A 15329-nucleotide genomic window follows, 5' to 3' on the forward strand; every position below is an offset into this window, starting at 1 on the left:
GGTCACGACGACTTCGTGATCGCTGCCCGAACTCCCTCACCGAGATCGCTGCCGTCGTCGCCGACCGAGCCGTCGACCAGCGACAACGCGAGTACCTCGCGCGCGATCAGATCCCGATGAGCGTCCAGCCACGCCCGTCGATGTTCGGGTACCTCGATGACGATGTCGATACGGTCGGACACATCGAGTCCGTGGCTACGACGCGCATCCTGCAGCTCACGGATGCGGTCCTTGGCCCACCCCTCGGCCTCCAGCTCTTCGGTGACCGCCGAATCGAGCACCACGAGTCCTGCGTTCCCGGGCAGCGGTGCCGTCGATTCCGGCTCCGCGGCAACGAGTCTGCGGGTGTACTCCTCGGGCAGCAACGCGATGCCTGCGGCGCTCACGACACCGTCTTCGTCCTCGGACCAGTCACCGGCCTTGACTGCCTTGATGACCTTCTGGACATCCTTGCCGATTCGCGGCCCGGCAGCGCGTGCGTTCACGACGAGCTCGAATTTGCCGTGCACGGCAACGTCTTCGGTCAGATCCACCTTCTTGACGTTGACCTCGTCGGCGATGATGTCGAGGAACGGACGCAGCCGCTCGGCGTCGGCGGCCGCGACGGTCACCTCGGGCAGCGGCAGCCGCACGCGCAGATTCTGTGCCTTACGCAGACCGAGCACCGTGGAGCACACGGTACGAACCTCGTCCATGCTGTCGACCAGCTCCGGGTCGGACGGCAACTCGTCGGCCGTCGGCCAATCCGTCAGGTGCACCGATCGGCCACCGGTCAACCCGCGCCAGACCACCTCACTGATCAACGGCAACAACGGAGCGGCGATGCGGGTGAGCACTTCGAGCACCGTGTGCAGGGTGTCGATCGCGTCGGCGTCCTCGCCCCAGAAGCGTGAACGTGACCGTCGCACATACCAATTGGTCAGTGCGTCACAGAACGTACGCAGTTCGTCGCACGCCCCGGCGATGTCGTTCCCTTCGAGCGCGTCGGTGATCGCATCCCGCGTGGCGGACAGTTTGGCCAGCACGTATCGATCGAGCACATGCGGAGAATCGGTCCGCCACTGCCCCGGCGTCGACGCGTAGAGCTGCAGAAAGCTCCACGCGTTCCAGATCGGCAACAGCGCCTGCCGTACTCCCTCGCGGATGCCCTGCTCGGTGACGATCAGGTTGCCACCGCGCAGGATCGGCGACGACATCAGGAACCACCGCATGGCATCCGAGCCGTCGCGGTCGAAGACCTCCTTGACGTCCGGGTAGTTCCCCTTCGACTTACTCATCTTCAGACCGTCGTCACCGAGCACGATGCCATGGGCAGCAACGGTTTTGAAGGCAGGCCGGTCGAACAAAGCAGTCGCGAGCACGTGCAGGGTGTAGAACCAGCCGCGCGTCTGACCGTTGTATTCGACGATGAAGTCGCCCGGGTTGTGCGTCTGGAACCACTCCTCGTTCTCGAACGGGAAGTGCACCTGCGCATACGGCATCGAGCCCGATTCGAACCAGCAGTCCAACACCTCGGGAACGCGACGCATGGTCGACTTGCCGGTCGGGTCGTCCGGGTTGGGACGCGTCAGGTCGTCGATGTACGGCCGATGCAGATCGGTGGGACGCACTCCGAAGTCACGCTCTAGTTCGTCCAGGCTGCCGTACACGTCGAGACGAGGGTAGGCGGGGTCGTCGGACGTCCAGGCCGGGATCGGGCTGCCCCAGTACCGGTTTCGGCTGATGTTCCAGTCGCGGGCACCTTCGAGCCACTTGCCGAACTGACCGTCCTTGATGTGCTCGGGCACCCAGGTGATCTCCTGGTTGAGCTCGACCATCCGATCGCGGAACTTGGTGACCGCGACGAACCACGACGGAACCGCCATGTAGATCAGCGGCTGACCACTACGCCAACTGTGCGGGTACGAGTGCTCGATGGTCTCGTGCCGCAGCAAGCGGCCCGAGGCCTTGAGATCCTTGATGATCACCGGATTGGCGTCGAACACCATCAGGCCCTCGTAGGGCGGCACCAACGACGTGAATTTGCCGCCCGCATCGAGCGGTTGCACGACCTCGATCCCGTTCGCGGTGGCGACGTCCATGTCCTCCTCACCGAATGCCGGTGCGAGATGAACGATTCCGGTGCCGGAGTCGGTGGTGACGTAATCGGCCTCCAGAACGCGATGCGCATTCTCGTGGCCGAGGAAGAAGTCGTAGGGCGGTGCGTAGGCGAGGCCGACCAACTCCGCGCCGGTGTGCTCCGAGAGCACCTCCGGCTCCTCCCCCAGTTCCTTCGCATAGTGCGCGAGTCGGGCAGAGGCGAGCACGTAACGCTCACCGTCGGCACCGCGGACCTGAACGTAGTGCACCTCCGGATGCACCGCGATCGCGAGGTTCGACGGCAGAGTCCACGGAGTGGTGGTCCAGATCAGTGCGTTCGCGCCGTCCAGGGGTGTGCCCGGTGCCGTCAGGGGCATGGTGACGGTGACCGCGGGATCCTGACGCATCTTGTAGGCGTCGTCGAGCCGGGTCTCCTGGTTGGACAGCGGCGTCTGCTCGTACCAGCTGTACGGCAGCACTCGGTAGCCCTGGTAGATCAGGCCCTTGTCGTGGAGCGTCTTGAACGCCCACATGACGGACTCCATGAATTCGACGTCGAGGGTCTTGTAGTCGTTGTCGAAGTCGACCCACCGCGCCTGCCGAGTGACGTAATCCCGCCACTCGTCGGTGTACTGCAACACCGATTTCTTGCAGTAGGCGTTGAACTTCGCCAGGCCCATCTCGTCGATCTCGGACTTGTCCTTGATGCCGAGTTGCTTCTCCGCTTCCAATTCGGCGGGAAGGCCGTGGCAGTCCCACCCGAAACGACGCTCGACCTTCTTGCCGCGCATGGTCTGGAACCGGGGCACGAGATCCTTGACGTACCCGGTGAGCAGATGGCCGTAGTGCGGCAAGCCGTTGGCGAACGGGGGTCCGTCGTAGAAAACGAATTCCTCGGCATCGGCGCGGTTGTCGATGCTGGCGCGGAACGTGCCGTCCTCGGCCCATTCGTGCAGCACGATGCGCTCGAGATCGGGAAACGGAACGCTTCCCGATCGACCTTCGGCCAGATCCACCAGCGGGTACGACGCGTTCTCGGGGCGTGCGCTCGAATCTGTCATATCTGTCTCCTCCGTGCCGGACGCGTACAGGACGCGACATCGATTGGCACGGGGACGACATTCGGCGATGGGGACGCCGAGTACCGCGGTACCACCCCGCTTGCTCGGACCGATGGAACCCGTCGGACCGAGCCTCTCCACACGAGCTGTGACGGGCTCACCCGTTCGGTTCTACTGAACAGCCCATTTCGGTCGTTGCAGACCGAATCGTCACTGTCGTTCTTCCGAAGGCTCCCCGGTGATGGCCGGATCGATGCCTGATTGTTCTTTCGTCTGACAACCGTCGAACTGATGCACTACCGCCTGGTGTACTGCTGCCTGATGCACTACCGCGTAGATGCTACCTGTCGATCTCGGGCGGTGGCCGTCGCCCGAGCAGGGCCCCGACCAGGAGCAGCACCGCCCCGACTATGCAGATCACGATGCAGGCCCAGGCCCAGACGACCGATCCGGTCATCAGGGCCAACACCAGGAACCCGAACCCGACAGCCGCCGCGCCGAGAGTCAGAATCAGCACAGGATTCCTCGCTCACCACTCGACGCTACAACCGAGCCCGACGCTGCCCCGAGAGGCAGCGTCGGAGAACGATCGCGTCAGTTGTTGCCCTTGGCGTACGACTGGCTGTAGCCGGACGTCTGGTTGTCCTGGTTGAAGTTGTCCTGGCCGTTGTCCACCGGCAGCGCCGAGGAACGGTTCTCGAGCTCTTCGAGCTGCGATTCGAGGTACGACTTGAGGCGCACCCGGTATTCGCGCTCGAACGTCTTGAGCTGCTCGATGCGACCTTCCAGCACGGACCGCTGCTGGTTGATCGTCGCCATGATCTCGGTGTGCTTGCGCTCGGCGTCGGCCTGCAATGCGTCGGCCTTCTCCTTGGCCTGGCGAAGCTGGGTCTCGGAGCGAGTCTGTGCATCGGTGAGCAGCGACTCGGACTTCTGCCGTGCTTCGGACATCATCGACTCCGAGCGAGCGCGGGCATCCGACACCAGCCGTTCGGCGTTGGTGCGCGCATTGCCGAGCAGCTGCTCGGACTCGGTCTTCGCATCGCCGGTGAGGCGATCCGCCATCTCCTGCGCGAGACCGAGAATCTTCGCGGCCTGCATGTTGGAGTCGCCGCTCTGCTGCGGTGCTGCGGCCACGGGAGCGACCGGCGCGGGCTGCTGAACCACTGGTGGCGGCTTGGGGGGATCGACCGGCCGCTGCGGCTCGGCTTTCGGTGCGGCGACCGGAGCCGACTGTGGGCTCTGGCGCGCAGAGTTCTTGGCGTCCGCAAGCTCCTGGTCGAGCTCACCGACGCGCTGGCGCAGGTCGGCGTTCTCTTCGATCAGTCGGGACAACTCTTGCTCGACGAGGTCGAGAAATGCGTCGACCTCGTCTTCGTTGTAACCGCGCTTACCGATGGGCGGCTTGCTGAACGCAACGTTGTGCACATCAGCTGGAGTCAGCGGCATGGAAGGATCCCTTCACGCGTCTTGGGGCGGTAGAGCAAGCATTCAGTTATATGCCATTCCGCGCGAGTGCAGAACAATCAAACTGTAACTGGCGTCCATTCTGTCACACGGGACACGCAGCTTGCGCTGGGTCCCGAGTTCTAACATTCCATCTTCGGCCTCAGGCCGCGAGGCTGCTGGTCACATTCCACAGGATGAACACGACGAACAGCAAGACCATGATCGACAGGTCCAGTCGCACACCACCGAGGTTGAGCGGCGGAATTATCCTGCGCAGGAACTTCACGGGCGGGTCGGTGACCGTGAAGATCGCCTCCAGAAGGATGACGACCAGCCCGGTCGGTTGCCAATCTCTCGCGAAAGTCCTGATGAACTCGACGATGATTCGACCGATGAGAAGGAGCCAAAAAAGAAACAATACGATGTTGATCACCGTGAACACGATCACGGCTATACTCTGCCTGACTTCGCCGGGCTGAGCAAAGTGCGCTGGTCACAGCTCCGACTTGCCGCCCCAAGGGGAGAAACGATCACTGCTGGCTGTAGAAGCCGGTTTCCGCGATTCGCCTGCGCTCCTGCGGGGATACATCGACATCGGCCGGCGAAAGCAGGAACACCTTCGTGGCCACCTTGTCGAACGATCCACGGAGCGCGAAGGCCAATCCGGCAGCGAAGTCGACGAGTCGCTTGGCGTCGGCGTTGCTCATTTCGACGAGATCCATGATGACCGGAGTGCCGTCACGGAAACGCTCACCGATGGTGCGCGCCTCGCTGTAGTCCCTCGGGCGCAGGGTGGTGATCTTCGAGAGTGGGCCACCGTCGTCGACGATCGGGCTGCGTCGCGTCTCGGCCCGCACGTCCATGCGGGTGTCCATCGCCAGCGCGCCACGGGTGGCAGCGCCTCGGGTCGACGGTCCTGCTGTGCCGCGTGCGCGTCCACCGATCGGAGCGAGCGTCGCAGCGGGGCGAGGGGCCTCGTAATCGTCGTAGTCGTCGTCGGCCTGCGCGTGCCGCGAGCCACCGAACGACGGCTTGACGAAGTCACGATCGTCGATGTCGTCGTAACCGTCACGGCCACCACGGGGACTGCGGCGGGTGTCCGGATCGTCGAGGTAGTCGTCCTCGTAGTCCGCGAGCGGAACCATGCCGAAGTACGCCTTGAACTTGTGCAGGGTGCTCATCGTTCTGCCTTCCGTGGCCGTGTCTACTGTCCATCTCCAGGTTCGCAAGTGTCTGTTGTGACTGATGTGATCCGTGGACTGTTATTGGGAGGCTATCGGCCGCGCACCGAGTATTGCGGTACCGACACGCACGCACGTCGATCCGTGTCGCACAGCAGCTTCCAGGTCCCCCGTCATGCCGGCCGACAACTCGCGGGCATTGGGATGATCACGCAGAAGTCGCTGATGCAGCACCTCGAGATCACCGAACGCAGCGTCCGCATCGGCGTCCAACGGAGGTACGGCCATGAGTCCGGCCAGACGCAAGCCGGGTGCGGTCGACACCGCGTCGGCCAACTCGTACAGGTCCCCGCGTTCGACGCCGCCGCGGTGGACATCGCCGTCGAGACTGACCTGAACGAGGACGTCGAGCGGCGTCGTCCGAGCGCCGTCGTCGAGTGCTGTCTCGGTGGCCTTGGACAGCGCGGTGACCAATCGAGCACTGTCCACCGAGTGAATGGAGTGCGCCCACGCAGCGATGGACTTCGCCTTGTTTCGCTGGAGATGCCCGATCATGTGCCATCGCGGCGGATCACCGCGGAAGTCCTCGGCGGTCTCGGCCACTTTGGGCGACGCATCCTGCTCTCTGGACTCGCCGAACTCACGGCAGCCCAGCTCGTACAGGATCCGAACGTCGGACGCGGGGAAGAACTTCGTCACCGGCAGCAGAGTCACGGTCGAGTCTTCACGACCTGCGTCCGCACATGCTCGCGCCAGTCGTTCGCGTACCGACGCCAACGCGGCGGCGATCTCGGCAGCTCGGTCGGTGGACTCGCTCACGACATCCTCTCCTGGCCGGAGTCGGGAACCTCGTCTGCGGATGCGGAATCCATCCACACGACGCTCGCGATACGGCCGGTCGAACCTTCCCGGCGATGGCTGAACAGGGTGCGATCCTCGATGGTGCACCGGGGATCCTGAGCCACTCCGTGCAGTCCTGCGGCGATCAGCTGCGCGCGCACACCGGCCGGGATATCGAGACCGGGGGTGTTCCGAACCGTCGTCGTCGCGCTTCCGGGAAGGTGCTTGTCGACGTCGGCACGCATGTGTGCGGGTACCTCGTACTGACGCCCACTGGCCGCCGGGCCGAGGAAGGCCCCGATCCTCTCCGGGACCGCGCCCAGCTCGACCATCGACGCAAGTACCCGAGGAATGATGCCGATGCGGGCACCGACGCGGCCGGCGTGTACCGCGGCGATCACGCCCGCCTCTTCGTCGGACAGCAATACCGGGACACAGTCGGCGGTCAACACCACGAGCGCGAGATTGCGCTGCGTCGTCACCAACGCATCGGTCATGGGAACGGGCTCGGACACCGGCCCGTCCACCACCGTGACGGTGCGGCCGTGGACCTGTTCCATGAACACCATACGTGCGATGCCCATACCCAACCGGTCACCGAGGCGCCGACGGTTGGCCTCGACAGCAGCCGGGTCGTCGCCTACGTGGTCACCGAGATTGAAGGTGTCGAACGGCGGGGCCGACACGCCGCCTGCTCGCGTCGTCGACACCCGCCTGACCCGAAAGGAGTCACTCACCGCCGCATGAAGGACGGCACGTCGACCTCGTCTTCGCCGTCGTCCTCGGCGACGGGAACGCGGCGTCCGGATCCGACCGACTCACGGCCCTGACCGCCGGAATCCCGGCCGTGACCGGCTGCGGACTCGCGGCTGGACGATTCGCGGTTCGACGAACTGGACGAGTTCAGCGGGGGCAGGCTCGATCCGCTGGGTGCGCCGACCGGGTCGCGGAACACAGCGCCTTCGGTGCTGTCGTTGGAGCGTGAGGAGACCTCACCCGAGCGTGCCGATCCGATCGGGCCGCGGGTGGATGCCGCTGCCTCGACCGGACGACGCGTGGGCGTTCCTCCGTCGAACCCGGCGGCGATGACGGTGACACGAACCTCGTCGCCGAGAGAGTCGTCGATGACGGTTCCGAAGATGATGTTGGCGTCGATGTGCGCAGCTTCCTGGACCAGCGAGGCGGCCTCGTTGATCTCGAACAGGCCGAGATCCGAGCCACCCGCGATGGAGAGCAGCACTCCGCGGGCACCTTCCATGGATGCTTCCAGCAGCGGCGAGTTGATCGCGGATTCCGCGGCCTTGATCGCGCGGCCTTCACCGCGGGAGGAACCGATGCCCATCAGCGCACTGCCTGCGCCGGACATGACGCCCTTGACGTCGGCGAAGTCGACGTTGATCAGCCCGGGGGTGGTGATCAGATCGGTGATGCCCTGCACACCGTTGAGCAAGACCTCGTCGGCACTGCGGAACGCATCCATGAGGCTGACGGCCGCGTCGCCGAGCTGAAGCAGACGATCGTTGGGAATGACGATGAGCGTGTCGCAGGATTCACGCAGCTGCTGGATACCGGTGTCGGCCTGGCCACCACGGCGCTTGCCCTCGAAGGAGAACGGACGCGTCACGACGCCGACGGTCAGCGCGCCGAGCTTGCGCGCGATGTTGGCGACGACGGGAGCGCCACCGGTGCCGGTTCCGCCGCCCTCACCTGCGGTGACGAAGACCATGTCGGCACCCTTGAGGACCTCTTCGATCTCGTCCTTGTGGTCGTCCGCTGCGCGGCGACCCACCTCGGGGTCGGCCCCGGCACCGAGTCCGCGAGTCAGCTCACGGCCGACGTCGAGCTTGACGTCGGCGTCACTCATCAGCAAGGCCTGAGCGTCGGTGTTGACGGCGATGAACTCGACTCCCTTGAGTCCCTGTTCGATCATCCGGTTGACCGCGTTCACGCCGCCGCCGCCGATGCCGACGACCTTGATTACGGCGAGGTAGTTGTGCGGGGGCGTCATGGGCTCTCGCCTTCCGTGGATTGTTGCTCGAAAAATGTGGAAAACCCTCAACCTAAACCACAGGCTTAGAGTTATGTCAAGTACTCGACTGATCGGAACGCTATTCACCGACGGCCACGATCGCCATTAGGCGCGCCGATGCCGCGCCGAAAATATGAGCCTTTCGGGCCCGTTGCTATTTCGTGGTCGGAAGATCGGGACTGGACACGTCGAAAATCTGACCCGGTTGCGACAGCAACGCGATCGCCACCGCCCCCTTGCGCTCGGAGTTGTCCTTGTTCCCCCACACGACGGTCCGCCCGTCCAACAGGAGGATCGAGATGTCGGACAGCGTGCTCGCGCGCACTTCGCCGACCTGACCTCGGATCAGCGGCGGCAGCGAATCGAGCACAGTCAGTGCATCTTTCGTCACCGGATCGCCGAAGACAGGATTGTCGGTCACCAGTCGGACCACCCCGGGCGGAGGCGGTGCGACGGCGAAGTCCACGCCCGTTGCATCGAGCAAGTGAGCGCCGTCGGGGGAATCGACGAACGCCACCGGGACACGTTCTTCGACGGTGACCTGCACGGTGGACGGGTATTTCCGTTGCACCCGAACCGATGCCAGCTCCGGTATCGACGCAACACGCTGGGCCGCGGCCGCGGCGTCGACACGGACCAGCGGCAGGCCGGTCGGCACCTCGAGTCGGTCGAGGATCTCCTGTTCGGACACCGACGAGCCTCCCACGACCGAGATCGTCCGAACCGACAGCAGCGGCGTGAAGTAGACCAGTACTGCCGACCCGACGATCACTGCGACAACCGCCACGACGGCAAGCACCGCGCGACGGCGTGACCGTTTCACGCGAGCGCGCTCTTCTTCCCTGGCCTGCGCGCGAGCTTGCCTGTCTGTGACCGACGACGTCGAATCACCCTGCCCGGCAACGGGTTCCGATCTGGAAGCGCGGTCTCGATCGGACCGACGAGTCACGTCGACGGCCGATCCTTCGGTACCGCGCGGCCGGTCGTGGCACCGAAATCGGTTTTGGAACGAAGGGCGTCGAGAATGGGACCGCCGAGCATGGTCACGTCGCCCGCACCCATCGTGATCACCACGTCGCCGGGACGGCTGAGATTGGCCACCTGCTTGGCGACCAACGACAGATCCGGTTGGTAGTTCACCGGTTTGGTCACCGACGCTGCGACCAAGGCCCCGGTCACACCGGGCAGGGGTTCCTCGCGAGCGCCGTAGACGTCGAGCACCACGATCTCGTCGGCCAACGACAGTGCGGTACCGAATTCCTCGGCGAACGTCGCAGTACGTGAGTACAGATGCGGTTGGAACACCACCACGACCCGCCCCCGCTCGCCCGGAAGTGCTTGACCCGCGACCAACGCCTGCGCAGCGGTCAGCACGGCCCGCACCTCGGTGGGGTGATGGGCGTAGTCGTCGAACACTCGTACTCCGTGCTCGCGTCCGGTGAACTGGAACCGCCGGTGCACTCCCCCGAATCCGGTCAGCCCGGCCAGCAACTCCTCGACCCCCGCGCCCACCTGGCGGGCAGCCACGAACGCCGCCAGGGCGTTGAGGGCGGTGTGCCGTCCCGGTACTCCCAGCCGAACCGTGCGGGCAGAGTCCTCACCGGCGATCTGCAACTGCGCGACGCCGCCGATGTCCTCGGGCTCCCAGGCCAACAGGCGAACGGCCATCTCGACGGGTCCGGCGTCGACGTCGGACGACCCGTAGCCGAGCACCGTCACTCCGGGGAGATTCTTCTCGACCACGCGGCGGGCCAGAGCTGCCGAACCCGGATCGTCCATGCATGCAACCAGCACACCGCCCGGGTGCAGCAGCGCGGCGAAATCGTCGAACACCTTCACGTAGGCCTCGGTCGTACCGAAGAAATCGAGATGATCGGCCTCGATGTTCGTCACGATGATCACGTTCGCGGAGTACTGCAACAGCGAACCGTCACTCTCGTCCGCCTCGGCGACGAAGACGTCGCCACTGCCGTGATGCGCGTTGGTTCCGGCCTCGTTGAGCTCACCGCCGACGGCGAACGACGGGTCGAACCCACAGTGCTGCAGTGCGACGACCAACATCGATGTGGTCGACGTCTTGCCGTGCGTGCCCGACACCAGCAAGGTGCGGTATCCCTCCATCAACGACGCGAGGACGGCCGGCCGCAACACCACCGGAATCCCGCGATCGCGAGCCTCGACGAGTTCGGGGTTGGTCTTGGGTATGGCCGCGTGGGTCGTCACGACCACGGTGGGGCCGCCGTCGATCATGTCCAGCGCGCTTGCATCGTGCCCGATTCGTACCAGCGCACCGCGGGCTCGCAGCGCCAACACCCCGCGTGATTCCTTGGCATCCGATCCGGACACCTGACCACCGCGCGCCAGCAGAATGCGTGCGATCCCGGACATCCCGGCACCGCCGATTCCCACCATGTGCACCCGTTCGAGCTCTGCCGGCAACTCCGACATCGCCGCACCCTCAGTTGTCACGCGGACGTCTCCCTCGTTCTGTGGCATTCTCGCCGCCGCCCGGTTCAGCGCCGCGCCGCGTGCGCGGTATCGAGCACGATTTGCGCAACGGCAGCCGCAGCACCCTTGTGACCGGCTCCTGCCGCAGCACGGGACATCGCGGCGATGCGCTCGGTGTCGGCCACCAAAGCGACAACCGTGTCGGTCACGTACTGCGCGCTCAGCGTCGCGTCGGCTACCAGGATGCCACCTCCGGCGTCGACGACGGGACGGGCATTGAGCTCCTGCTCACCGTTGCCGTGCGGTAGAGGCACGTACACGGCAGGAAGCCCGGTCGCGGAGACTTCGGCGACCGTCATGGCACCGGACCGGCAGATCGCGAGATCGGCCGCCGCGTAGGCCAGGTCCATCCGGTCGATGTAGGGCACTGCGACGTACGGAGCATCCGGATTGCTCTGCTCCACGTCCAGTGTGTTCTTGGGACCGTGTGCGTGCAGAACCGAGATGCCGGCGGCGGCAAGGGCGGCCGAGGCACCGGACACTGCGTCGTTGAGTGAACGCGCGCCCTGTGAACCGCCGAACACCAGCAGCACCGGCCCGTGTTCGGGCAGACCGAAATGAGCGCGAGCCTGCGACCGCATCGCTGCGCGATCGAGACCGGTGATGGTGGGCCGCACCGGAATTCCGATCACTTCTGCATCCTCGGACCCCGGTGCAGAGATACCAGATCCGGCGACGGCGGCAAGGACTCGTTCGGCGCTGCGTGCACCGACCTTGTTCGCGATGCCGGCGCGGGCATTGGCCTCGTGAATGATCACCGGAATACGGCCGCCGCGACCGAGAAGTCGACCGCGGGCAGCGAGATACGCAGGCAGCGCGACGTAGCCGCCGAAGCCGACCAGCACATCGGCCTCGACCGCAGCGAAGATCTCCCGGGTTCGACGCACCGACCGTGCGACCCGAACCGGTAACTTCACCAGGTCGAGAGTGGGCTTGCGCGGCAGCGGCACGGGCGGTATCAGTTCCAGCGCGTAGCCGCGGGCGGGTACCAGTGTCGTTTCGAGCCCCCGGCTGCTGCCGAGGGCGGTGACGGTGACGGTGGGGTCGAGCTCGCGTAGGGCGTCGGCCACGGCGAGCGCGGGCTCGATGTGTCCGGCGGTTCCGCCTCCGGCCACCACCACGGATATCGGCCTCGATGTCTGCTTCACCGTCGATATCCTCGCTCACCCGAGCGGACCGGCGGACGACCGGGTTGCGGTTCCGGACGCGGCCGATACGGCGACCGTGGTCCGGCGGCGTACCCGCTGCCGGTGTCTCGGCGTTGGGGCTCGGCACGGCGGGCGTGGCCACGGGGTGCGTTCCTGGCCGACCCGTTGGGGCCGGCCGTGTCCACCCGTGAACTCGACACCCGGGTACGTCCGGGCTCGGGTGACCGTGCCCCGCGGCCGTCCTTGTTCTTGCGGGACTCGAGACGTGTGCGATCCTGCGCCGCCAACGTGGGCCGAGTCGATTTGGAGCGTGCCATCGCGGCCCGCTTCGGTGAGAAGACAGCAGGCAGCGGCAATCTCAGAGCTCGGGCGATACGACCCTCTTGCCCGGCGTGCAGTGCAGCGATGGCTTCCGGTTCGTGTCGGGCCGCACTGGCGATGATCCCGAACATCAACAGCGTGATGGCCGTGGACGTACCGCCGTAGGACACCAGCGGCAGCTGCAGACCGGTCACCGGCAGCAGCCCGACCACATAACCGATGTTGATCATGGCCTGACCGAACACCCAGCACGTTGCGCCTGCAGTCAACAGACGCAGGAACGGATCGACCGACCGCATCGCGATGCGTAGGCCGGTGTAGACGAAGAGACCGAACAATCCGATGACGGCGAGGCAGCCGATCATCCCGAGCTCCTCGCCGATGATCGCGAAGATGAAGTCGTTGTGCGCGTTGGGGAGGTAGCTCCATTTAGCGCGACTCTGTCCCAATCCGCGACCGAACAGTCCGCCGTCGGCCAAGGAGTACTTGGCCTGGGTGGACTGATACGACAGACCCTGGGTGTCCTCCCCCGGGTTGAGCCAGGCCTTGACGCGGTTCGAGCGGTAGCCGGCGGTGAACGCGAGCACGGTCGCCAGTGCCAAGCCGGTCACCAGGACTGCTCCGAACAGCCGGGCGTTGAGGCCGGCGAACCACAGCAGTGCAACGAGAATGATGCCCAGGGCGATCGCGGTACTGAGGTTGGGCTGGAGCACGACGAGCAGACACATGAGCAGGCCCGCAGGCAGCAACGGCACCAGCAGCGACTTGATGTTGCCGTGCTCGCTGCGGCGGGAGGCCAGCAGGTGCGCTCCCCACAGAACCAACGCGACCTTCGCCAGCTCGGACGGCTGGAACGAGACGACACCGAAGTCGAACCAACGCCGTGCGCCCTGACGCTCGGCACCGATACCGGGGATCAACACCAGCATCAACATCGTGATCGAGACCAGGAAGAGCGGGAACGACAATTTGCGCAGGTATCGCACCGGCAGTCGAAGCGCCGCATAGAACGCGACCACACCCAGTGCGACACCGATCAGCTGTTGCGTGAACAGCGCGTAGCCGGACTCGTCGGCTGCGAACGATTCGGCCGACGACGCGGACAGCACCATCACCAGTCCGAGCACGGTGAGCAGCACCGCGATCGTGACGATGAGGTGGAACGACGCCAGCGGCCGACCGAACCACAGTCCGATTCGGGTGCGCGGCGTGGTGGTGCGACGAGGTGGACGCGCCGGTCGAGCTGCGGTGGTCACGATCGCGGCGATCCGAGGGCGGCGATGTCGAGGCGCTCGACGGACTCGGCGAAGCTTCGGCCGCGGTGACCGTAATCGACGAACATGTCCAACGACGCAGCCGCGGGGGCCAGCAGGACGGTATCGCCGGAGGCGGCGAACCCCGCAGCGTGGTCGACGGCCGCTCGCATCACCGCATCTGCATCTTCAGCCTCATGAGTCACACCAGCATCGTCTCCCGAAGGGAGCCTGACGACCGGAACATCGGGGGCGTGTCGCGCCAAAGCCTCTGCGATCTGCATCCCATCGCGGCCCAACACCACCGCAGCCACGAGCCGATCGGCGATCTCGACGACCAGATCGTCGATCACCGCACCCTTCAACAACCCGCCCGCGATCCACACGACCCGATCGTGCGCGAGGATCGACGAGCGCGCGGCATGCGGATTCGTCGCCTTGGAATCGTCGACGAACGTCACCCCACCGAGTTCACGCACCACTGCGGCCCGATGCGGTCCCACCCGGTACGTCCGCAAACCGTTTCGGACGGCCTCGGCGTCGACACCGATCGATCGCGCCAACGCAGCCGCGGCCAACGCGTCGAGCACACCGGACGGGCCACTCGGTTCCACCTCGTCGGCCCGGAGCAGCTCGACATCGTCCCCGAACGCACGGTCGACGAGCATTCCCGCCCGCACTCCCAACTCGCCCGCGGCGGGTTCGTCCAGCCGGAAACCGACGACCGTCTCAGCAGGTGCCCCCGCCCGCAGACCGGCCGCCACCGCGTCGTCGAGTCCGACGACCCCGACGTCGCCGCTCAACGCGCGCGCCTTGGCCTCGACGTAACCGTCCATGCCCCCGTGCCAGTCCAGATGATCCTCGGCGATGTTGAGCACCACCCCAGCCGCGGGACGAACCGACGGTGCCCAGAACAGCTGGAAGGACGACAGCTCGACCGCGAGGACACGGGGATGCGGGGTACCGCGCAACGCGTCGGCGATGGGGAGGCCGATGTTTCCGCAGGCGACGGAGTCGATTCCGGCAGTGTCGAGGATCGAGGCGAGCATCGAGGTGGTGGTCGTCTTACCGTTCGTACCGGTGACCACCAGCCAACGAGCGCGCGGGCCGTACACCTCGGCGCGGTCGAGATGCCAGGAGAACTCCACGTCGCCCCACACCGGGACGTCGTGGTCGGCGGCCGCAGCCAGCACCGGGGAGTCCGGCCGGAATCCGGGGCTGGTGACGACGAGCGCAAAGGCCGCGATCGCGTCCGGATCGGCGAGCAGATCGTCCTGAACCACCATGGCAGCACCGAGCGCCGACGCCTCGTCGAGCGCAGCTCGGTTCGAGTCGGTGACGGTCACGAGTGCGCCGAGGTCCAGCAGTGGGCGTACGACGGCCAGCCCGGAGATGCGCGCACCGGTGACCAGCACCGAACTACCGCGCAACCAGGACAGATCGGTTGAGGCTTCGGTCAT

The 15329-nt window shown here is 65.7% G+C and carries 13 protein-coding genes; all 13 read right to left on the reverse strand.

The genetic code is table 11. The features are described from left to right. Positions 1 to 2: 2 nt before the first annotated feature. Entirely contained in the window at positions 3 to 3140 is a 3138-nt protein-coding gene (ileS, locus tag AB0O58_RS13225) for an isoleucine--tRNA ligase (RefSeq protein WP_366238265.1), read from the reverse strand. Positions 3141 to 3480: 340 nt separating this feature from the next. Beyond that, a complete protein-coding gene (locus tag AB0O58_RS13230) occupies positions 3481 to 3657 on the reverse strand; it encodes a hypothetical protein (protein ID WP_027497336.1) in 177 nt (58 codons plus the stop codon). A 77-nt stretch (positions 3658 to 3734) separates the two neighbouring features. After that, positions 3735 to 4589, reverse strand: a complete 855-nt coding sequence (locus AB0O58_RS13235; protein WP_027497337.1) for a DivIVA domain-containing protein — start codon at positions 4587 to 4589, stop codon at positions 3735 to 3737. 160 nt (positions 4590 to 4749) lie between these two features. Then, positions 4750 to 5037 (reverse strand): YggT family protein, encoded by a 288-nt coding sequence (locus tag AB0O58_RS13240; protein WP_027497338.1) that lies wholly within the window; start codon positions 5035 to 5037, stop codon positions 4750 to 4752. An 82-nt stretch (positions 5038 to 5119) separates the two neighbouring features. Continuing rightward, entirely contained in the window at positions 5120 to 5770 is a 651-nt protein-coding gene (locus tag AB0O58_RS13245) for a cell division protein SepF (protein ID WP_027497339.1), read from the reverse strand. Between the two features lie 81 nt (positions 5771 to 5851). Further along, complete coding sequence (locus AB0O58_RS13250; protein WP_283550171.1) at positions 5852 to 6589, reverse strand: YggS family pyridoxal phosphate-dependent enzyme; 738 nt, start codon at positions 6587 to 6589, stop codon at positions 5852 to 5854. Next, positions 6586 to 7347: a peptidoglycan editing factor PgeF gene (pgeF, locus tag AB0O58_RS13255; protein ID WP_283550170.1), complete on the reverse strand. Its 762-nt coding sequence runs from the start codon at positions 7345 to 7347 to the stop codon at positions 6586 to 6588. The genes AB0O58_RS13250 and pgeF overlap by 4 nt, the downstream gene beginning before the upstream one ends. Continuing rightward, on the reverse strand, positions 7344 to 8618 hold the full coding sequence (gene ftsZ / locus AB0O58_RS13260; protein WP_032374348.1) for a cell division protein FtsZ: 1275 nt from the start codon (positions 8616 to 8618) through the stop codon (positions 7344 to 7346). The genes pgeF and ftsZ overlap by 4 nt, the downstream gene beginning before the upstream one ends. Positions 8619 to 8793: 175 nt before the next feature. Beyond that, positions 8794 to 9462: an FtsQ-type POTRA domain-containing protein gene (locus AB0O58_RS13265; RefSeq protein WP_283348352.1), complete on the reverse strand. Its 669-nt coding sequence runs from the start codon at positions 9460 to 9462 to the stop codon at positions 8794 to 8796. 122 nt (positions 9463 to 9584) lie between these two features. After that, a complete protein-coding gene (murC, locus tag AB0O58_RS13270) occupies positions 9585 to 11087 on the reverse strand; it encodes a UDP-N-acetylmuramate--L-alanine ligase (protein WP_045841252.1) in 1503 nt (500 codons plus the stop codon). Between the two features lie 65 nt (positions 11088 to 11152). Further along, a complete protein-coding gene (murG, locus tag AB0O58_RS13275; RefSeq protein WP_027497344.1) occupies positions 11153 to 12295 on the reverse strand; it encodes an undecaprenyldiphospho-muramoylpentapeptide beta-N-acetylglucosaminyltransferase in 1143 nt (380 codons plus the stop codon). After that, positions 12292 to 13872, reverse strand: coding sequence for a putative lipid II flippase FtsW (ftsW, locus tag AB0O58_RS13280; RefSeq protein ID WP_027497345.1), 1581 nt, complete (start codon positions 13870 to 13872; stop codon positions 12292 to 12294). Before ftsW ends, murG begins: the two co-directional genes overlap by 4 nt. After that, positions 13869 to 15329 carry a UDP-N-acetylmuramoyl-L-alanine--D-glutamate ligase gene (murD, locus tag AB0O58_RS13285; RefSeq protein WP_032374349.1) on the reverse strand — a complete coding sequence of 487 codons (1461 nt, stop codon included), beginning with the start codon at positions 15327 to 15329 and terminating at the stop codon, positions 13869 to 13871. Before murD ends, ftsW begins: the two co-directional genes overlap by 4 nt.

Source organism: Rhodococcus sp. NPDC080181 (genome assembly GCF_040702225.1).
In the GTDB taxonomy this organism is placed as follows: domain Bacteria; phylum Actinomycetota; class Actinomycetes; order Mycobacteriales; family Mycobacteriaceae; genus Rhodococcoides; species Rhodococcoides fascians.